The sequence below is a fragment of the Spongiibacter sp. IMCC21906 genome (genome assembly GCF_001010805.1).
GTDB lineage: Bacteria > Pseudomonadota > Gammaproteobacteria > Pseudomonadales > Spongiibacteraceae > Spongiibacter.
The window spans coordinates 1,986,131-2,005,726 of the sequence record NZ_CP011477.1 but is presented as its reverse complement, the minus strand read 5'-3'; the positions used below and the strand labels follow the sequence as shown (position 1 = coordinate 2,005,726).

General features: G+C 50.5%; 20 protein-coding genes. 4 read left to right on the top strand and 16 right to left on the bottom strand.

The window, feature by feature from the left end:
* Positions 1-69 precede the first annotated feature (69 nt).
* Positions 70-1,458, top strand: a complete 1,389-nt coding sequence (xseA, locus tag IMCC21906_RS09245; RefSeq protein ID WP_231580244.1) for an exodeoxyribonuclease VII large subunit — start codon at positions 70-72, stop codon at positions 1,456-1,458.
* A gap of 60 nt (positions 1,459-1,518) precedes the next feature.
* On the opposite strand, the gene IMCC21906_RS09240 is transcribed toward xseA, so the two are convergent.
* The 13 genes from IMCC21906_RS09240 to ffh form a co-directional block, all read right to left on the bottom strand.
* Positions 1,519-2,688, bottom strand: coding sequence for a hypothetical protein (locus IMCC21906_RS09240; protein ID WP_047011928.1), 1,170 nt, complete (start codon positions 2,686-2,688; stop codon positions 1,519-1,521).
* On the bottom strand, positions 2,688-3,341 hold the full coding sequence (locus IMCC21906_RS09235) for a Crp/Fnr family transcriptional regulator (RefSeq protein ID WP_047011927.1): 654 nt from the start codon (positions 3,339-3,341) through the stop codon (positions 2,688-2,690). Before IMCC21906_RS09235 ends, IMCC21906_RS09240 begins: the two co-directional genes overlap by 1 nt.
* Before the next feature lie 228 nt (positions 3,342-3,569).
* Entirely contained in the window at positions 3,570-5,072 is a 1,503-nt protein-coding gene (lysS, locus tag IMCC21906_RS09230) for a lysine--tRNA ligase (RefSeq protein ID WP_047011926.1), read from the bottom strand.
* Positions 5,073-5,166: 94 nt separating this feature from the next.
* Positions 5,167-6,265, bottom strand: a protein-coding gene (prfB, locus tag IMCC21906_RS09225) for a peptide chain release factor 2 (protein ID WP_156166024.1) whose coding sequence is annotated in 2 segments (ribosomal slippage) — positions 5,167-6,189 and positions 6,191-6,265 — 1,098 coding nt in all. Because the reading frame shifts where the segments join, the coding sequence is not laid out codon by codon here.
* 87 nt (positions 6,266-6,352) lie between these two features.
* Complete coding sequence (gene recJ / locus IMCC21906_RS09220; RefSeq protein ID WP_369795749.1) at positions 6,353-8,125, bottom strand: single-stranded-DNA-specific exonuclease RecJ; 1,773 nt, start codon at positions 8,123-8,125, stop codon at positions 6,353-6,355.
* 1 nt (position 8,126) lies between these two features.
* Complete coding sequence (gene thrC, locus IMCC21906_RS09215; RefSeq protein ID WP_047011924.1) at positions 8,127-9,524, bottom strand: threonine synthase; 1,398 nt, start codon at positions 9,522-9,524, stop codon at positions 8,127-8,129.
* 70 nt (positions 9,525-9,594) lie between these two features.
* The gene (locus IMCC21906_RS09210; protein WP_047011923.1) at positions 9,595-10,902 is read right to left on the bottom strand and encodes a homoserine dehydrogenase; all 1,308 of its coding nucleotides are present in this window, start codon (positions 10,900-10,902) and stop codon (positions 9,595-9,597) included.
* 146 nt (positions 10,903-11,048) lie between these two features.
* Complete coding sequence (locus IMCC21906_RS09205) at positions 11,049-11,861, bottom strand: DsbC family protein (RefSeq protein WP_231580243.1); 813 nt, start codon at positions 11,859-11,861, stop codon at positions 11,049-11,051.
* A gap of 416 nt (positions 11,862-12,277) precedes the next feature.
* Positions 12,278-12,643 (bottom strand): 50S ribosomal protein L19, encoded by a 366-nt coding sequence (gene rplS, locus IMCC21906_RS09200; protein ID WP_047011921.1) that lies wholly within the window; start codon positions 12,641-12,643, stop codon positions 12,278-12,280.
* A 47-nt stretch (positions 12,644-12,690) separates the two neighbouring features.
* Positions 12,691-13,431 carry a tRNA (guanosine(37)-N1)-methyltransferase TrmD gene (gene trmD / locus IMCC21906_RS09195; RefSeq protein ID WP_047011920.1) on the bottom strand — a complete coding sequence of 247 codons (741 nt, stop codon included), beginning with the start codon at positions 13,429-13,431 and terminating at the stop codon, positions 12,691-12,693.
* Positions 13,432-13,504: 73 nt separating this feature from the next.
* Positions 13,505-14,041 (bottom strand): ribosome maturation factor RimM, encoded by a 537-nt coding sequence (gene rimM / locus IMCC21906_RS09190; protein WP_047011919.1) that lies wholly within the window; start codon positions 14,039-14,041, stop codon positions 13,505-13,507.
* A 3-nt stretch (positions 14,042-14,044) separates the two neighbouring features.
* Entirely contained in the window at positions 14,045-14,305 is a 261-nt protein-coding gene (gene rpsP, locus IMCC21906_RS09185) for a 30S ribosomal protein S16 (RefSeq protein WP_047011918.1), read from the bottom strand.
* Between the two features lie 353 nt (positions 14,306-14,658).
* On the bottom strand, positions 14,659-16,032 hold the full coding sequence (gene ffh / locus IMCC21906_RS09180) for a signal recognition particle protein (RefSeq protein ID WP_047011917.1): 1,374 nt from the start codon (positions 16,030-16,032) through the stop codon (positions 14,659-14,661).
* On the opposite strand from ffh, the gene IMCC21906_RS16985 reads away from it, so the two are divergent.
* The 3 genes from IMCC21906_RS16985 (at position 16,031) to IMCC21906_RS09170 (ending at position 18,429) form a co-directional block, all read left to right on the top strand.
* Positions 16,031-16,252: a hypothetical protein gene (locus tag IMCC21906_RS16985; RefSeq protein WP_197085885.1), complete on the top strand. Its 222-nt coding sequence runs from the start codon at positions 16,031-16,033 to the stop codon at positions 16,250-16,252. The two genes, ffh and IMCC21906_RS16985, sit on opposite strands and share 2 nt — an antisense overlap.
* 6 nt (positions 16,253-16,258) lie before the next feature.
* The gene (locus IMCC21906_RS09175) at positions 16,259-17,047 is read left to right on the top strand and encodes an inner membrane protein YpjD (protein WP_047011916.1); all 789 of its coding nucleotides are present in this window, start codon (positions 16,259-16,261) and stop codon (positions 17,045-17,047) included.
* 101 nt (positions 17,048-17,148) lie between these two features.
* Positions 17,149-18,429, top strand: coding sequence for an HlyC/CorC family transporter (locus IMCC21906_RS09170; RefSeq protein ID WP_047011915.1), 1,281 nt, complete (start codon positions 17,149-17,151; stop codon positions 18,427-18,429).
* Positions 18,430-18,488: 59 nt separating this feature from the next.
* Here the strand turns inward: IMCC21906_RS09170 and IMCC21906_RS09165 are convergent, their stop codons facing one another.
* The 3 genes from IMCC21906_RS09165 to IMCC21906_RS09155 are packed head-to-tail and all read right to left on the bottom strand — an operon-like array spanning position 18,489 to position 19,584.
* Entirely contained in the window at positions 18,489-18,707 is a 219-nt protein-coding gene (locus IMCC21906_RS09165) for a DUF1289 domain-containing protein (protein WP_047011914.1), read from the bottom strand.
* Between the two features lie 5 nt (positions 18,708-18,712).
* On the bottom strand, positions 18,713-19,252 hold the full coding sequence (locus IMCC21906_RS09160) for a gamma carbonic anhydrase family protein (protein ID WP_047011913.1): 540 nt from the start codon (positions 19,250-19,252) through the stop codon (positions 18,713-18,715).
* A 2-nt stretch (positions 19,253-19,254) separates the two neighbouring features.
* A complete protein-coding gene (locus tag IMCC21906_RS09155) occupies positions 19,255-19,584 on the bottom strand; it encodes a YqfO family protein (RefSeq protein WP_047011912.1) in 330 nt (109 codons plus the stop codon).
* Positions 19,585-19,596: the final 12 nt, after the last annotated feature.

Sequence of the window (19,596 nt, the reverse complement as noted above, 5' to 3'; positions counted from 1 at the left end):
AAACCGATACTTTCCCTTTAAAATCAGTAAGCCCCGAGATCGGGGGCGTTGGAGTTTGCAATATCAAAGATGAGCGATAGTGAGTATGGGTGCTACAATGCCGCGATGAACTCAGCCACGCCCCCAGACACCTTATCAGTCAGCCAGCTTAATCGCCTGGCCAAACAGCTATTAGAAGATTGTTTTGCCCAAGTGCAAGTCAGTGGCGAGCTCTCTACCCTCTCCCGCCCCAGTTCTGGCCACTGGTACTTCACTCTCAAAGATCAGCGCGCACAAATTCGCTGCGCGTTTTTTAAAAACCGCAATATGCGGGTGAATTTTCAACCCGAACCCGGCCAACAGGTCACTGTGCGGGGCAAGGTGAGTCTTTATGAGGGCCGGGGCGATTACCAGCTGATTGTCGACTCGATGGACATCGCCGGTGCCGGGGCGCTGGCAGCCGCCTTTGAGCAATTAAAACAAGAGCTGAAAGAAGCGGGGTGGTTTGATGCCGAAAACAAACAGGCACTGCCCAGCCAAATTCAGCATATTGCCGTGGTCACCTCCCCCACTGGCGCCGCCATTCAAGATATTTTAGCGGTGTTACAACGCCGCTGGCCCGCCATGAAGGTGAGTATTTTGCCGGTGATGGTTCAGGGCAAGCAAGCTGCCGGGCAAATAGCCGAGGCCATTGCCACCGCAAACCGCTGGGTGCAATCTGCAGCAAGCGATTTTGATGTTGTGCTGCTTAGCCGGGGTGGCGGTTCGCTGGAAGACTTGTGGCCGTTTAATGAACGCATTGTCGCCCAGGCAATTCGCGCTTCCCACCTACCGGTGATTAGCGCCGTGGGCCACGAGGTCGATTTTAGCATTAGCGATTTTGTCGCTGACGTGAGGGCGCCAACCCCCTCTGCCGCTGCCGAATTGCTAAGTCCCGATCAACAAACCCTGCTATCCAATTTGAATTTATTGGGGGGGCGCTTGATTGCCGCTCAAAACCGTCGACTCTCACAATGGCGCCAACGCTGTTTAGAGCTACGCGCCCGGCTTAAAGATCCTCGCAGCCAGTTGCGCGAACAAAGCCAGCGCCTAGACGATTTGGAATTGCGCTTGCAAGGTCAATGGCGGCAGAGACAGCTGCAACGAAAACAGCAACTAGCGGCACTTGAAAAACAATTGGCACTACTCAGCCCACAACGGCAGCTGGGGCAGAAAAAGCGCGATTTAGTATCATTGCAAAGCAGACTGCTGCAGGCGTGGCCACAAACGCTGCAATCGGCTAAGCGCCGCCATTCGTATTTACAACAGCAATTGCAAACACTGGGACCAGAGCAAACGCTACAACGAGGTTATGCCATTGTGCTGGACTCAGAAGGCCAAGCAGTACGGGATACCAAAACAATAAGCGCGCAGCAAAAAGTCTCCGCCCGTTTTGCCAAAGGCCGTGCCGAATTGGTGGTGCAAAAGATTCAAGACTGAAGCAGTGTGAGATGCGGGCTAGGATAATGAAGGGTCTGCCGTTATCAGCACTCGAAAGTATTATTCCGCAGCATGCTTCTGCCGCCACTCCTCTCGAATGCGGCTCATAAAGCGTGATTCATCCGGCACACTGACTTCCGCAAACAGCTGTTGGCTAAACAGCTTCAAGGTCTCCGCAACCGGATCGCTCTCTAAAACGGTATGCCGGATTTTGACAAACTTATCGCCCTTCACCGCTAAATACACCCGGGAACGGTAGTGGTTATCAAGGGCGTCGGAATAGTCAGCATAAAATGACACCGCCCGGGTAACCGATTCGGCATTAAAGTCAGAAACATCACTAAAACTCAGTTCGGACAGCTCGTCTTTTTTGCTGACCTCAATAATCTCTTGCTTGATATTATCGACTTCGGCACGCATCGCCTCATCGCTGGCAAAATTAGTTGCCGCTCTTATTGGATAAACAAAGACATCGGCGTAATCCTGATATTCAGATTGGCGCAGGTAGCGATATTGCACGCCCAAAAATGGGTGGTGAAATTGCCGCGACGGCCCGCGTTGAAACGGGCCCACCGCGTCAGGCAATGCCAGTGCAGCTTGATAATCGCTGGCCCCCATGGCGCGACCTAAATACTGGGCGGTAAACATATCGTCGTTAGCGAAAAGGTCCTGCCCTAAAGCCTCGGCAATCTGCGCGGCCATCTCCCCTTTAAAATCCTGGTTAAGTGAAAACAACGACACTTTGCGTTTGATGGGTAACTCATAGCTGAAATGTTTAAGATGCTGACCATGCCAAAACAGATCGGCCTCTGCCGCCAGCAATTGATTTTGTACTAACGGCACCAAAAACAGAGTGGCACTTGAAATGGCGGTATTTCCTATTTCGCCAGCGTCTTCTTGATGAAAAACGGCGGTAGAAATAAATAAGCGGTAAGGCTGGGCATCATCGGCGGCCAACACTTGCGTAAAAAATTTCTTTTCGGCCACGCTGTCAGTAATCGTTGATAAGCCTATGGGGTTGAGCTGACAGTGATGAAGCAAAGATTCTTTATCGAAGTTGGTACAGGACTCAAATAAAGATTCCGTTGGTTTTTTCAAAAAAACCGACAGCGTCGGAAAAGCGGGTTCTTGCACCAAGGCACTATCAGCGTCTGGCTGCTTATCTATCGCACTACAGGCCCAAAGCCCAGTTAGGGCGGCAAACAATGTAAACCGGGCTAAACAACGCACTAGTAACTCTCGGGTAGTTTCTTCCGCAAAATAATATGCCGACCTTCTACTTCAACGTATTCGCCAATGGTGAGGTCTTTCAGTATTCTGGCCACCATTTCTCTAGATGAACCAACCCGATCGGCAATTTCTTGCTGGGTCAGTTTTTCTTCAATCCGCATTTGACCTTCATCACCAAAGGGTGACGCCAATCCAGTCAGCACTTTGACCACTCGTCCATAAACGTCTTGCAAAGCCAAACTTTTAACATCGTTGGTCAGCTTACGAATACGCCGTGTCAGGTTTTTATTCAGAATTCGAGTGATATTGGGGTGCAAATCCAAAATCGATTTAAAATCTTCTTTGTAGATAATTCGCACATGGGTAGATTCCATTGCGCGTACAGACGCCGAACGGCGGTCATCATCCAGCAATGCCAGTTCACCAAAATAATCGCCAGACTCAAGAATGTTCAACACAAAGTCCTTGCCGCTTTTATCACTGCAATAAACTTTCACCCGCCCCGTTTCAATAACGTAAAGGGAGTCGGCAGTATCACCCTCATGAATCAGAACTGTGTTTTTGGCAAATTCACGAAGAACGCTGGTGTCCCGAAGAATTTGCAATTCACCGGGCGAGAGACCGTCAAACAAGTCCACATTTTCGATACTCATCAAGCTTTCTCCTGAACAATATTGCTGCTGACACTCGCTACGTTCGCCCCTGCCTTGCAAGATAACTATCGACAAGGTTGGCTCGGCACTATAGTACAGTGACTTAAGTGATTGTCCAGTTTGAGTTTATCGAGATGTGAGAAGTTCAGAAAAGACTATGTCGCAGTACTAAAAAGCAGAGACAAAAAAACCACGTCGCTGCCGACCCAGGTCGGCAGCGACCCGTATTTAGCTTTCTTGAGGACGCATATGCGGGAACAATAAAACATCGCGAATAGACGGCGAATCGGTAAATAACATCACCAAGCGATCAATCCCAATCCCTTCCCCGGCAGTGGGCGGTAAGCCGTATTCCAGCGCAGCGATAAAATCGGCGTCGTAGTGCATGGCTTCATCATCGCCAGCGTCTTTTTCTGCCACTTGGGCCATAAAGCGTTCAGCCTGATCTTCGGCATCATTCAGCTCCGAGAAGCCATTGGCCAATTCGCGACCACCTACAAAAAACTCAAACCGCTCGGTAACAAAAGGGTCGCTATCGCTGCGGCGCGCCAGCGGCGATACTTCGGTTGGGTATTCGGTAATAAACGTGGGCTGATCCAGCTTATGCTCGGCGGTTTCTTCAAAAATCTCGATTTGAACTTTCCCCAAGCCCCAAATGCTTTTTACATCAATCCCCAGCTTTTTCGCAAACGCCGTGGCTTGATCTTTGTCAGACAACTGCTCAGCAGTGAGCTCTGGGTTGTATTTCAAGCAGGCATCAAACACCGATAAGCGCGCAAAAGGCTGACCAAAATCATATTCGCTACCCTGATAGTTGATCGTCGTTGTTCCCAGCACTTCTTGGGCCACACTGCGCAACATGTCCTCGGTTAAATTCATCAGGTCATTGTAATCCGCATAGGCCTGATAAAATTCGATCATGGTGAACTCAGGGTTGTGCCTGGTCGATAAACCTTCATTGCGGAAGTTACGGTTAATTTCAAACACCCGTTCAAAACCGCCCACCACCAAACGCTTGAGATATAACTCGGGCGCAATACGCAAATACATATCCATATTCAGTGCATTGTGATGCGTAACAAACGGCCTGGCCGTGGCACCGCCAGGAATCACCTGCATCATTGGCGTTTCGACTTCGACATAATCGCGCTGCTGAAGATAGTTGCGAATACTGCTGATCATTTTTGAACGGATAGCAAAGGTCCGACGGGATTGCTCGTTCATTATCAGGTCGACATAACGCTGGCGGTAGCGCATTTCTTGATCTTGCAAACCGTGGAATTTATCGGGCAACGGCCGCAGCGATTTGGTCAACAAGCCCGCTTCTTCTATATAGACATAGAGATCACCTTTACCGGACTTATGAACGGGACCAGAGGCAAAAACAATATCGCCAATATCCCAGTGCTTAATTTCTTCTGTTAATTCTGCTGGCAGCTGCTTTTTGTCAACATAGGCTTGGATACGGCCGCTCATGTCCTGCAACACCAAGAATGGCCCCCGTTTCGCCATAATCCGACCCGCCACTTTAGCTTTGCGGTCAAGAACTTCCAGCGCGGGTTTTTCCTTATCACCGAGCTCTTCCTGCAAGTCTTGAGCATAGGCATCCCGACGGAAATCATTGGGAAATGGATTGCGCTTTTCGCGAATGGCAGCCAGCTTACCGCGACGCTCTGCGATGAGACGGTTTTCTTCCTGTGCGGCTTGCGGCTGGTTTTGATTGTCAGACATTGTTGTTCCTTGGGTCGGAGCCAGTGTTGTACTGGACCAGAAATAAAATCAGTGTGTTGTTTATCCGTACGTCAGCTTAAGCGACAAGACCTGACTACAAGCCAAACTTCAGGCTGGCCTCAATAAACATATCTAAATCGCCGTCCAAAACGGTATTACAGTTGCTGGTTTGAACATTGGTGCGCAAATCCTTAATTCGCTGGTCATCCAGTACGTAACTGCGAATTTGACTGCCCCAGCCAATATCAGACTTACTATCTTCCAAGGCTTGGGCGGCACTGCTGCGCTTTTGCATTTCTAATTCATACAGCTTGGCTTTCAGCATTTTCCAAGCGTTGTCTCGGTTTTGGTGCTGAGAGCGCTCGCTCTGACACTGCACCACAATATTAGTCGGCCCGTGGGTCAAACGAACCGCCGAGTCGGTTTTGTTAATATGCTGACCACCCGCACCACTGGCCCGATAAGTGTCGGTGCGCACGTCTGAGGGATCGATATCAATCTCAATATTGTCGTCGATTTCCGGTGAGGCAAAAATCGAACAAAATGAGGTGTGACGGCGATTGCCTGAATCGAAAGGTGATTTGCGTACCAAGCGGTGTACACCCGTTTCTGTTCTCAGCCAACCGTAGGCGTATTCACCTTGAACATGAATGGTGGCACTTTTAATACCCGCAACCTCGCCGTCAGAAACTTCGACCAGATCGGCTTTAAACCCTTTACCCTCGCACCAGCGCAAATACATGCGCAACACCATATTGGCCCAGTCTTGCGCCTCGGTGCCGCCAGAACCGGATTGAATATCGAGGTAGCAGTTATTAGGGTCCATTTCACCCGAGAACATCCGCCGGAATTCAAGCTTGGCCAATACCGCTTCTAGCTTATCGACATCGCCTTGCAAGACCGCAAAGGTTTCTTCATCGTTTTCTTCCGCTGCCATTTGCAATAGCTCGTCGGCATCGGCAACCCCAGCATCCAGCTCGTCAATGGAACCGACCACGGCTTCAAGATTGGCCCGCTCTTTACCCAAGTCTTGAGCGCGAGCGGGATCGTCCCATACTGTTGGGTCGCCTAGCTCTAGCTCTACCTCGGTTAAACGCTCCTTCTTATTGGCGTAGTCAAAGATACCCCCTGAGCGTATTGGTACGCTCGGTCATGTCCTTGAGGGCATTGCGCAGGGCATTGATTTCTAACATGGATGCGATTCCGGGCCTGTCTGTAAAAGGCGGGCATTTTACCTGATGGGAGAGGTGGCGGAAAGCGAGCTGAACAGAGATTGCGTCTTATAACGGTCGCAGATGCTCAACAAGCAACTGCAGTGACAAGCGGTCACGCCAGAGATTGCTATCAAGTTTGTAAACCAACTCCACCAACTCGATGCCATTATCTGGCCAAATTTGCGTATCGACATTAAAAGCAATTGCGTCGATTAAGGGCTGATCGCCCTGCTCTGGCAGCAACAGCATTTTCAGATGCTTCTCCCCCACCACACGCTGCTGCTGAAGGCGGAAGCGGCCATGAAAAAGCGGTTCGGGAAATGCTTGTCCCCAAGGACCCGCATTGCGCAGTAACTCGGCATTGCTTAATGACAACGCATCGCCACTCAGCTCGCCGTCACTGTGCACCACGGCTTCCAGCTGATCATCAGTAAGCTGGGCAGCCACTGACTCGGCAAAGGCCTGCTTAAAGGCCTCAAAGTCCCTTCGAGCAAGGCTTAAGCCCGCCGCCATAGCGTGGCCACCAAATTTGCGCAGCATTTTGGGATATTTCTTGGCGATTAAGTCCAAGGTATCTCGCATATGCAGACCGGGAATGGATCTAGCAGAGCCTTTAATTTCCTCATCGTCAGCTTCGGCAAAGGCAATCACCGGCCGATGAAACTGATCCTTCACCCGCGAGGCCAAAATACCCACCACACCTTGATGCCACGAGGGCTCAAACAAGCAAATACCTGCCGGCAATTCAGCGTCGTCCAGATTCAGGTGCGATAGCGCTCTAAAGGCCTCGTCTTTCATGCTCTGTTCAATACTGCGGCGTTCTTTGTTTAAATCATCCAGCTCCGCCGCCATGCTTAGTGCCAACTGGGGCGAATCTTCCAGCAGGCAACGAATCCCGACGGTCATATCATCCAACCGCCCTGCCGCATTAAGCCTCGGCCCCACAGCAAAGCCCATATCACTGGCAACAAGCCGTGAGGGCTCGCGTCCTGCCACTTTGAGCAACGCCGCAATGCCTGGCCGACATCGCCCCGCGCGAATGCGGCGCAGACCTTGATCCACCAAAATACGATTAGCATGACTCAGGGGTACCACATCGGCCACGGTGCCCAGCGCCACCAAGTCTAAAAATTCCGCCAGATTTGGCGCCGGTTTGCAATCAAACGCGCCCTGCTCTCTCATCAGCTTGCGCAGCGCCAGCAGCAAATAAAACATCACCCCAACGCCTGCCAGGGATTTGTCGGCAAACGGGCAGTCAGGCTGATTAGGATTAACAATAGCCGCCGCTGCTGGCAGTTCATCACCCGGCAGATGATGATCGGTTACCACCACCGGGATGCCTAATGCATTGGCGGCAGCAACCCCTTCAATACTAGAAATACCATTGTCGACCGTAATAATCAGGTCGGGCTGGCGTTGAGCCGCTACCGCGACAATCTCGGGACTCAAGCCGTAACCGTATTCAAAACGATTAGGCACCAGAAAATCGACATGGGATGCGCCCAGCGCGGTCAAGCCAAGCATAGCCAAGCAAGTACTGGTTGCCCCGTCGCAGTCAAAGTCACCGACAATCAATAGTCGCTGTTGCTCAGCAATGGCACTGGCAATAATGGCTGCGGCTTCCGGCAGACCTTTCATTATTGGTGCCGGCAAGGCATCCAGGCTTAAAGCCAGCTCCGCGTTATCGCGCACACCGCGGTTTACATAAAGCTGGGCCAACAACGGCGAGGAAAGATCAAGAGCGGCGGGCATTTCTACAGCTTCGCTGGAAATGCCGCCCTGAGCTTGCAGGCTTCGAGTAGCCTGACTTCGACTAACAATACGAGGAAATCGGGTCACATTAGGCCCGAATGTTTTTCGCCATAAACTGCTGGACGGCAGCAATATCATTATCCAGCACTTCGTAACGCTCATCTAAATCGAAAAGATCAGCCATGTGCAGAGGCAATGTTGGCGCCGACGGATACCCCGCCTTCATCACCGCTTCGGGGAATTTCGCCGGATGGGCTGTCGCCAGTGTCACCATAGGAATACTGCGATCTTGCCAGCATTCTCTCGCGGCCTTTACACCGATAGCAGAATGGGGGTCGAGCAAGTATTCGCTGGCTTCATAGACAGAGGCGATAGTCGATACGGTCTCTTCGTCATTCACACTGTAGCTGGCAAACAACTCCCGCACTTTATCGAAGGCAGAGGCGGGAATAGACGCCGTCTCGGTATTCATGCGCTGCATCAAATCGTCTATAGCAGCACCATCACGATCAAAGCAGTCAAATAACATACGCTCAAAATTACTCGACACCACAATATCCATGCTCGGCGACAAAGTGTGTTGAAGCTCGTGTTTTTCAAACTGATTGCTGCTGATAAAGCGATGCAAAATATCGTTCTGGTTGGTGGCTACAACCAGCTGCTCAATCGGCAAGCCCATACGCTTAGCTAAATAACCTGCATAGATATCACCAAAATTACCGGTGGGCACCGAGAAGCTGACTTTGCGATCTGGTGCGCCCAATGCATACGCCGCGTAAAAATAATAGACGATCTGGGCCATGATCCGCGCCCAGTTAATTGAGTTTACTGCAGCCAGTTGGCGGCCTTCAGGCAAAAAGCTTTGGTCAGCAAAACTCGCCTTGACCATTGCCTGACAGTGATCAAAATGACCTTTAAGGGCAATATTGTGGATATTATCGCCTTTGACCGTGGTCATCTGCCGACGTTGAACTTCTGAGACACGCTGATAGGGATGCAGGATGAAAATATCCACGTTAGCGCAGCGCTTGACACCTTGAATCGCCGCCGAACCGGTATCGCCAGAGGTCGCCCCCATTACCACCACTTTCTGTTGGCGCTTTTCCAATACATAGTCCAGCAAGCGACCTAACATTTGCAGTGCAAAATCTTTAAAGGCCAGGGTTGGCCCTTGAAATAACTCCAACACCCACTCGTTTTTACCCAGCTGCACCAATGGGGCAATGGCAGGATGACGAAAATCCACGTAGCTGTCTTCGATAATCGATTTTAAATCAGCATCGGGGATGCTACCGGCCACAAAAGGCTGAATAATTTCAAAGGCCAAGTCGGTGTACGACAATGACGACCACGCCGCTATCTGCGCTTTGCTGAATTCTGGCAAAGTCTCTGGCACATATAAGCCACCATCTGGAGCCAGCCCAGTCAGCAGAACGTCTTCAAAATTCAATGCGGGCGCTTTGCCCCGGGTGCTGATGTATTTCACTGTTTAACTCGTCTATTAATAAAATACGGGAGCACAGGCTCCCATCAATCCGTTTTTATAAAAAACCCGTTTAGCCCGCGAGCGACTCAACCCGAATTCGGGTGACTTCGCCAACAATGCTCTCGAGTCCTTCAATTTGTGCTACCGCTGCGGACAAACGCCCCTCGATCGTGCGATTAGTGAGAATAATCATCGGCACTAAATTCGCCTCTTCTGGTGGCTCTTTCTGAATAAGGGCTTCAATACTAATCCCCTCATCGCTGAGAATTTGTGCGACCCGAGACAAAACCCCTGGGCGATCGACTGCCGCCATTCGCAGATAATACGCTGTTTCTACCTCATCGATAGGCAAGACCGGATGATTACTTAATGATGACTGGCGAAATGACAGATACGGCACACGACTTTCCTGACTGGCACCCAAGGTGCGGGCGACATCGACAATATCCGCTACAACCGCAGAGGCAGTAGGTTCACTACCAGCACCAGCGCCGTAGTACAGCGTTGGGCCAACCGCATCAGACTGAACCAACACCGCATTCATCACCCCATTAACATTGGCAATCAGGCGCTTTTCTGGGATCAGTGTTGGATGCACCCGCAGTTCAATACCGTTGTCAGTATTCCGGGCAATCCCCAAGTGTTTAATACGATATCCCAACTCTTCCGCGTAGGTCACATCTTCTTGGGAGATACGGCTAATGCCTTCGGTGTAAACCTTATCGAACTGCAAAGGAATACCGAAGGCCAATGACGCCAGAATAACCAGCTTATGCGCGGCATCAATGCCTTCTACATCAAAAGTAGGATCCGCTTCGGCATAACCTAAAGCCTGGGCTTCGGCCAGTACATCGCCAAAGTCACGACCTTTTTCCCGCATTTCAGACAGGATAAAGTTGCCCGTGCCATTGATAATACCGGCCAGCCACTGAATACGGTTACCCGCCAAGCCCTCGCGTAGCGCCTTGATAATGGGGATACCACCGGCTACTGCAGCCTCAAAGGCAACCGACACCCCTTTTTCAGCGGCGGCGGCAAAAATTTCATTACCGTGCTCGGCAATCAAGGCCTTATTGGCTGTCACCACGTGTTTGCCATTGGCAATCGCACGCATAACTAAGTCCATCGCCGCACTGGTGCCACCAATCAGCTCTACAATAATGTCAATTTCTGGATTATCGACTACCGCAAAAACATCGGTATTCACCGCTGTATCACCGATATCACTATCGGGACGACCGCGTCGGGCGCCAATTTCTGTGACGACAATTTCGGCACCCACACGAGCAGCAATTTCTGCTGCGTTACGAGTTAGTACGGCATAGGTGCCGCTACCGACAGTGCCAAAACCACAAATTCCTACTTTGACCGGATCCACGACGGCCGCTCCTTTTATTTCTCTGAGGGGTAAAATGATATCCCGGCGGTGACCAGATGGTCATTGCCGGGAAAAAGCGAACATTTTAGTCAAGCTGGGGCCTTAAAGCCATCACTGCGAGGATCACTCTCGCAGTGAGACACGTATTAAGACTCAGCTTTCAAAACGATTTCTGCGAGTTTATCGGCAGGCATATAACCGGGAATAAGCTGCCCACTCGTAGTCACTATTGCCGGGGTACCGGTGACACCCACCTGGGCACCCAATCTGAATTCTGCCGCAATGGGGTTTTCACAGCTTTTACTGACAACAGGCTTACGATTTTTTAAAGCAGTCATTGCTGCCTTGCGATCATCTGCGCACCAGGCTGACACCATTTTATTAAAGGTTGGCGTGCCTAATCCCGCCCGGGGATAAGCAAGGTAACGCACCTCAATACCCATAGCATTGAGCTCAGGCACTTCCTGATGAAGTTTTTGACAGTAACCGCAATCCACATCGGTAAAGACATAGACAGCACCTTTGGTTTTACCCTCAGGGCTAAAAATAATCATGTCTTTATCGGCGACCTGACTCATTAACGACTGTCGTTCGCTGTTACGGCGATTCTCAGCCAAATTCTCAAAGCCGTTACCGGTCACCGCAAACAGATCGCCTAATAAGAAGTGCTTACCGTCAGCCGAAGCATATACAGCAGGACCGTTTTCTAACTGAACATGGTAAATGCCAGCAATTTCACTGGGCACTACTGACGCAATAGCAACGTCCGGGCGACTGTCTTTAAAACGGGCGCGAATAGCCTCTTCTGCAGATGTCGAATTTTCTGCCGTCGACTTAGGAGCAGTAGCCTCCACCTTCTGGTCACCCTGCTTTTCTGCACAAGCAGAAGAAAGGCCAACCATGACACTGAATGCGACTGCAAGGCTGCGAGATAACAATTTGGTTTTAGGCTTGTTCAAAACTCTCTCCATAACATCATGGTTATTTATCTTGGATATTGCCGCTGTCGACTAGTTTCAGCGCTGTAGAAAAAGACCTATACACGCTTAGCCTTCCCCACCTTACTCATAGCCATGACCGGCTCAGTAAATTCTAGCTACCTTAGCGTAGTGTCCAAGCTGACACCAGAAGCTCGGCGATCATTTTAGCCAGTATAGCTGCAAGCTTATAACCCCCGGAGCGTTCAGCATTGATTCGGCAACACCCTTCCACAAAATATAACCATGAGAAACTCTGCGCCCCTGTCACCGCTAGCCATTCCCTTAAAACTTATACCACTGACTCCGTCCAGCTTGAACTTAACACAACGCAAAAAGGCAGCCCTAGGGCTGCCTTTTCTGGGAGCATTGATGCGGACCGAAGTCCGCAGAAAAACTTAGCTCTTGGTAGCCAGCTTTTCTTTAATACGTGCAGAACGACCGCTACGCTCACGCAAGTAATACAGTTTTGCCTGACGTACATCACCACGTCGCTTAACTTGAATGCTGTCAATCAATGGGCTGTAGGTTTGAAAAGTACGCTCAACACCCACACCATGGGAAATTTTGCGAACAGTGAAAGCCGAGTTAAGAGCGCGATTACGCACACCCAGAACAACACCTTCGAAGGCCTGCAAACGCTCACGAGTACCTTCTTTAACTTTTACCTGAACGACAACAGTGTCGCCGGGGCCGAATTCCGGTAGTTCCTTAGCGGTTTGCTCCGCTTCCAGCTCAGCGATAATTTTGTTGGTGCTGCTCATGGCCTGCTCCTAAATATAAGTCTGTAGCTTCACAGCTAACTTGTCTGTTAATCGTTACACTCGCGGATGTATTCCGCCAGCAATTGTTTTTGCTCTTCACTCAAATCCTGCTTATCCAGCAGGTCTGGGCGTCTTTGCCAGGTTCGACCCAGCGATTGTTTTAAACGCCAGCGTCGTATAGCTTCATGATTGCCACTGGTTAACACCTTTGGCACTGGCAAGTCTCGAAATTGCTCAGGCCGCGTATAGTGCGGGCAATCCAATAATCCATCAGCAAAGGAGTCTTGCTCCGCCGACAAGGGGTGACCTAACACCCCCGGTAACAAACGACTCAAGCCATCTATTACCACCATGGCCGCCAACTCGCCGCCACTTAACACATAATCTCCAATCGACAACTCTTCATCGACCACTTCGGAGATCAGTCGCTCATCAACCCCTTCGTAGCGTCCGGCTAGCATCACTAGCGCTGACTGCTCCGCCAACTGCTCCAGTTTCGACTGGGTTAACGGTTGGCCCTGGGGTGACAAATAAATCACCTTGGCGTTGCCACCTACACTCTCTTTTGCCGAAGCAACCGCTTCTGCCAAAGGGGGTGCCATCATCACCATACCCGGGCCACCGCCATAGGGTCGGTCATCCACGGTCTGATGACGATCAGCAGTAAATTGTCTGGGGTTGCAGCACTGAATACTGAGGGCCCCGTTTTTTACCGCTCTGCCCGTCACGCCATATTTGCTGACGGCGTCAAACATCTCTGGAAACAGCGTCACGACAGCAATATCCATGACCCGCCTCCTAATTAAACCTTTACTACAAATATCAGCTGCAATACTTGAAGCAATTTACTGGGACCGAGCCTTAAAAATCAGGATCCCAGTCAACAATGATCTCGCCTGCGTTCAAATCAATCTGCTCTATAAACTGCTCAGGCAGATAGGGAACCAGTCTTTGTTGGTCATCGATGCTGCCATGACAGGGCTTTACGATCATAACGTCGTTGGCTCCCGTCTCCAGCATATCGCTGACCTCACCCAGCAGCAGTAACTCGTCGCGCTTGCTAAATACTTTCAAGCCGATCAACTGGTGCCAGTAAAACTCACCGCTTTCCAGAGTTGGCAAATCCGCACTTGGAATCGCCAATTCAATACCGCAATAAGCTTGGGCTTTATCCCGGTCATCAACACCATCAATGGCGAGGACAATACCTTTGCCGTGCCGCCGGCTCTGTTCAATATCCAGTGCCAACCAACACTCTCCCCGCTTATAAAAACAGCGGTCAAAATCTAAAAAATTCTCTAAAGGATCAGTAAATGAATGTACTTTTACCCATCCTTTAACCCCGTAAACCGTGGTGATTTTAGCCACCACCACATATTGTTCGGGGGATGCTGTCATCGCTTACGCTGCTGCAGCTGCTTCTTTCTTGTGTTCTTTCAAAAGCTGAGCAACGCGATCAGAAAGCTGAGCACCTTGAGCAAGCCAATGCTCAACACGAGCCTCTTCAACACGCAGACGCTCTTCCTGGCCACGGGCGATAGGGTTAAAGAAGCCTACGCGCTCGATGAAGCGGCCATCACGTGAATTACGGCTATCGGTAACTGTCAGGTGATAAAATGGGCGCTTCTTAGAACCGCCGCGAGACAAACGAATAGTGACCATTCTTGTTTCATTTCCTATGGTTTACGACAAGCCCTTGAGCTTGCTGCTAAAAAATTGGCATGACCACGACTAAATATACGTGGCCGTAAAGGCGCGGCATTATAAGGGAAATACGTGGCGTTTGAAACACTTAGGCGCTTTTTTATTAGCCTTTCGGCGCGGGATTTAAGTCACGAAGGTAGCCGCCAACTCAAAAAAGCTCGTTGAATATTTTTAAGCCTTTAAAATCAAATTCTTGCATCAAGTATGCAGAAATAACTTTAACTTTTCTGCTAAAAAACCGCTTACGATCTAATTGCTTTTTAAGGAAAGCCGACGACTCAAGTCCGCCGACTCCCTACTATCAGCGTGCATTACATGCCGGGAAAACGTCCACCACCCGGAGGCATCATTCCCCCCATGCCTCGCATCATATTGGTCATACCACCCTTTTGGCCCATCTTTTTCATCATTTTGGCCATCTGCTTGTGCTGTTTTAGCAGGCGGTTCAAATCTTGAATTTCAGTACCAGAACCCACTGTAATACGGCGTTTGCGAGAGCCGTTAAGAACATCGGGGTTGCGACGTTCAGCCGGAGTCATGGAGTTAATAATTGCCTCCATACGGGTAAACATTTTGCTATCTAGCTGACCCTGGGCCATTTGCGACATATTACCCATGCCTGGCAATTTATCCATCAAACCGCCAAGCCCACCCATTTGCTGCATTTGTTGCAACTGGTCCCGGAGGTCCTCCAGGTCAAACTTTTTACCTTTCTTGATTTTTTTGGCGAGCTTTTCTGCTTTCTGCTTATCGAGCTTGGCTTCGGCCTCGTCAATCAGAGAAAGAATATCCCCCATCCCTAAAATTCGGGAGGCAATCCTATCGGGATAGAAAGGGTCTAAAGCATCGGTTTTTTCACCGGTACCAATAAACTTAATCGGCTTGCCCGTAATATGGCGAACAGACAGAGCCGCACCACCGCGACTGTCAGCATCAGCTTTGGTCAAAATCACCCCGGTAAGCGGTAATGCCTCATTAAACGCCTTCGCGGTATTCGCTGCATCCTGCCCGGTCATAGCATCGACCACAAACAGGGTTTCTACCGGATTGATCGCCGCGTGCAACTGCTTAATCTCATCCATCATATCCGCGTCGATATGAAGGCGACCGGCCGTATCCACAATCACCACGTCATAAAACTTCAGCTTGGCTTCAGCAATAGCGCCATTGGCAATATCCACCGGCTTTTGCTCAATGGTGCTAGGAAAAAACGCGGCCCCGACCTCATTGGCTACCGTTTCCAGCTGCTTGATCGCAGCAGGTCGATAAATATCGGCAGACACCACCAATACTTTTTTCTTCTGTTTTTCTTTTAGGTATTTGGCGAGCTTTGCCACCGAGGTGGTTTTACCCGCCCCTTGCAGGCCCGCCATTAAAATCACAGCGGGAGGCTGCACAGCAAGATTCAGAGACTCATTGGTTTGGCCCATGATGTTTTCCAGCTCTTGCTGGACAATTTTGACAAACATCTGCCCCGGACTAAGGCTTTTGCTGACCTCCTGCCCCACCGCACGACTGCGCACCGCTTCCACAAAGTCCTTGACCACGGGCAGGGCTACGTCGGCTTCCAACAAGGCCATCCGCACATCTCGCATGGCATCTTTTATATTGTCTTCACTCAATCGCGCCTGACCGGTGACGTGGCGCAAGGTTTGGGAAAGACGTTCCTGCAAGCTATCAAACATGCTTTGCTCTCTTAAATCTCTAAATCAAACTGGATATGGCGCGGGTAATTATGGCTACGAGTCGACAGCTCTGCGCTATCGCGCTTACAATCTGCCTCTGCCTCGTCAGCACCCGACGGACACGCTAATGGGCAGCAGTATAACCGAGTCGGCAGCGGGACCCAATGCGGTTGCGCGTTATGACACCCAAATATCGGCAAGACAACAATACGGCCAGTAAACCTGAATGAATGTATACCTGAGCATCGCGGCTATTACGCTGTATTGCGCCGCAACCGGACTGCAAGTTTTGCAGATCAAGCACCGGAACAACCCTGTCGGGGCAACCCTTGTGGGATTGCTTGCGGTGATCGCTCACTCCCTGGCTGCTATTACTGCTATTCACACGCCCAATGGTATTGACCTTGGCCTACCGCAAACCCTGTCATTAATTAGCTGGGTAATCTGCTTGGTCACACTCAGCACCAGCCTGCGGCGGCCGATTCACAACTTGCTGGTGGCGCTATACCCTCTTGCTACCCTATTTTTGCTGGCCGAAATTACCCTGCCGGTGAATCACGAAATAATGAAACACGTCAGTCCCGGCGTATTCAGTCACATTATCTTCTCTATTTTGGCTTACAGTGTACTGTCCGTTGCGGCGGCCCAGGCGGTGGTGCTGGCCATACAAGACAAACGCTTAAAAGAACATCGCCTACTGGGATTAACCAGCGTACTGCCGCCACTGCAAACCATGGAAGCCATGTTGTTTGAATTAATTTGGGCCGGTTTTGCCTTATTAACCTTGGCTATTGGCAGCGGTGCGCTTTATGTACAAGATTTGTTTGCCCAGCATTTAGTACACAAAACCGTGTTTTCAGTATTAGCTTGGCTGTTGTTTGCCATTCTGCTCTGGGGACGGACCACTTTAGGCTGGCGCAGCCGTACCGCCATCCGCTGGACACTTTGGGCCTTCGCAAGCCTAATGCTGGCTTACATCGGTACCCAAGTCGTGCTGCAATGGATAATTGGCTAAATGCAACCAATCTCATTGCACATCGTGCACCTTCGCGCTTGTCCCCACCTGCCTTTTTATTCAAGATGGGCGTTTTATTTTACTAGGGAGTTATTGGCTTTTTGAACGAAGCACCGCTGGGTCTACTATTTAGTGTATTAGCTGCGCTAATCGTAATGTCGGCTTTTTTCTCGGGTTCTGAAACCGGGATGATGTCTCTCAATCGCTACCGTCTCCGCCACCGGGCCAAATCCGGTCATCGTGGTGCCCGCCGGGCGGCAAAACTTCTTGAACATCCGGACAGCCTGATCAGCACTATTCTGATCGGCAACAATCTGGTCAACAATTTAGCCGCCGCCATTGCGACGGTTATTGCCATTCGGCTATATGGCGACAATGCGGTGGTCCCTGCCTCTATTTTACTGACCCTAGCTTTTTTGATTTTTGCCGAGATCATCCCCAAAACCATCGCTGCCTACAAATCAGAGTTTGTCGCTTACACGGTTAGCCACGTACTGCTGCCATTGCGTAAGTTTTTGACACCGCTAATTTGGCTGGTCAGCCACATCACCCATGCTGTATTGAGGCTGACCGGCGTGGAGCGAGGCGATGGCTCTGATCATATTGGGGTCGAAGAGCTACGCACCATTGTTGGCGACGCCGGACACCTGATTCCCAAACATCACAAAGGCATGCTGCTGAATATCCTCGATCTGGAGCAGATCACCGTTGAGGATATTATGATCCCTCGCAACGAGGTCTTTGGTATCGACGTCGATGCCGAAACCGACATTATCATTGAAAAGCTACGAGATGCCGAATTCACCCGAATTCCGGTGTACCAAGGGGATATCGACAATATTGTCGGCATTCTCCACCAGCGAGATATCATCAACAGCGTCAACAAAATGGGGCAAGTGCAACGAGACGCCCTATTAAATTCTCTGCGCAGCCCCTACTTCATACCAGAGGGCACCCCACTCAATACGCAGCTATTTAACTTTCAACAACAAAAACGCCGCATGGGTATTGTGGTGGACGAATACGGTGTTATGCAGGGTATTGTCACCCTGGAAGATTTGCTGGAGGAAATCGTCGGGGAGTTCACCTCCAACCTCAGCACCGATACGGACGACATTACTCATCAGCAAGATGGCAGCTATATTATTGATGGCACCACGACAATTCGGGATATCAACAAAGCACTAAAATGGGAACTGCCCACCGACGGCCCCAAAACGCTGAACGGCCTGCTACTAGAAAAACTGGAGTCCTTCCCCGAAGCCTCGGTAGGCGTGAGATTTGAGCATTACCGTTTTGAAATTACAGAAGTGAAAGGCAACTTAATTCAAAAAGTGCGCGCCTTTACCGCCCGAAGCCAGAACAACGCTGAGCGACTTTAATTCAACACGAAACAGTCGCTTATCCTGCAGCAAAGCAAGGGCCGAACAACTAAGCCGAACTATCCTAAGCCAAAATCACCAAAACGCTGCTTGCGCCGATCCCGACAAAGCAGCAACACGTCCCGCTTTTGTTCGTTATCCATAGATGACCAGCGGGCGATTTCTTCGAGGTCTCGAAAACACCCGCTGCAAACATCGTTTTCATCCAGTGCGCAAACCGAAATACAGGGCGAGGCAATCTTTTGCTCAACCGTGTCGGGCTCATCCGCTTTATCCATTTAGCTCACCCCTCTTCCGACTGCCATTGCCGTTTTAGCCCCTTCAAATAACGCTGGCCATTCTCGACATAGTGCGCTGCCGAAGCCAGCAAACCCTGCCGCTCTTCATCGCTTAAATTGCGCCGCACCTTGGCTGGCACGCCCATTACCATCGCGCCGTCGGGTATCTCCATGCCTTCAGTCACCAGCGCTCCCGCACCAATAATGCAACCCTTACCAACCTTGGCGCCGTTTAACACCACCGCATTAATACCAATCAAGCTTCCGGCACCAATACTACAGCCATGCAACATGGCCTTATGGCCCACGGTGACATCCTCTGCAATCGTCAACGGAAAACCCGGATCGCTATGCAGCACCGCAGCATCTTGAATATTGGTCCGGGCACCAATTGTCATCAGCTCATTGTCGCCACGAATAACCACGTTAAACCAAATATTCACGCTATCTTGCAGCAGCACATTGCCAATCACCGCCGCGTTTTCGGCCACAAAATGCCCCTGGCCTTCTAACTGAATCTGCAGGTCATCCAGTTGATATAACATGGTTACTCTCCTTTCAAGCTGGCTTCATCAAGCAATGGCAAAATATCAAAGGCGGGTTCTTCGTAGGGATGAGCTTTGCGCAGCGCGCCCACAACCGCCGTCATACAAGCGGGATCACAGATTGTTTCTATCCGCAGCTCTGCCACGGTTTCCAGCTGATCTTGTTGACCAATAAAGGGCTTACTGCCACCCAGCGGTCGAAATTGCCCGCGACCGGAAGACTGCCAACAGCAGCTATCATAATTGCCCTGCCGACCCGCACCTGCCGCAAACACCGCCGCTTTTACCACCTCAGCGTGATCTTCAGGAACAAAAAATACGAGCTTGTACATAACGGACTCCCA

Coding starts and splice junctions, on each gene's coding strand:
- xseA (WP_231580244.1), top strand. CDS start 70: ATGAGCGATAGTGAGTATGGGTGCTACAATGCCGCGATGAACTCAGCC.
- IMCC21906_RS09235 (WP_047011927.1), bottom strand. CDS start 3,341: ATGAGTATCGAAAATGTGGACTTGTTTGACGGTCTCTCGCCCGGTGAA.
- lysS (WP_047011926.1), bottom strand. CDS start 5,072: ATGTCTGACAATCAAAACCAGCCGCAAGCCGCACAGGAAGAAAACCGT.
- rplS (WP_047011921.1), bottom strand. CDS start 12,643: ATGAGCAGCACCAACAAAATTATCGCTGAGCTGGAAGCGGAGCAAACC.
- trmD (WP_047011920.1), bottom strand. CDS start 13,431: ATGGATATTGCTGTCGTGACGCTGTTTCCAGAGATGTTTGACGCCGTC.
- rimM (WP_047011919.1), bottom strand. CDS start 14,041: ATGACAGCATCCCCCGAACAATATGTGGTGGTGGCTAAAATCACCACG.
- rpsP (WP_047011918.1), bottom strand. CDS start 14,305: ATGGTCACTATTCGTTTGTCTCGCGGCGGTTCTAAGAAGCGCCCATTT.
- IMCC21906_RS16985 (WP_197085885.1), top strand. CDS start 16,031: ATGCTTTGCTCTCTTAAATCTCTAAATCAAACTGGATATGGCGCGGGT.
- ffh (WP_047011917.1), bottom strand. CDS start 16,032: ATGTTTGATAGCTTGCAGGAACGTCTTTCCCAAACCTTGCGCCACGTC.
- IMCC21906_RS09175 (WP_047011916.1), top strand. CDS start 16,259: ATGAATGTATACCTGAGCATCGCGGCTATTACGCTGTATTGCGCCGCA.
- IMCC21906_RS09165 (WP_047011914.1), bottom strand. CDS start 18,707: ATGGATAAAGCGGATGAGCCCGACACGGTTGAGCAAAAGATTGCCTCG.
- IMCC21906_RS09160 (WP_047011913.1), bottom strand. CDS start 19,252: ATGTTATATCAACTGGATGACCTGCAGATTCAGTTAGAAGGCCAGGGG.
- IMCC21906_RS09155 (WP_047011912.1), bottom strand. CDS start 19,584: ATGTACAAGCTCGTATTTTTTGTTCCTGAAGATCACGCTGAGGTGGTA.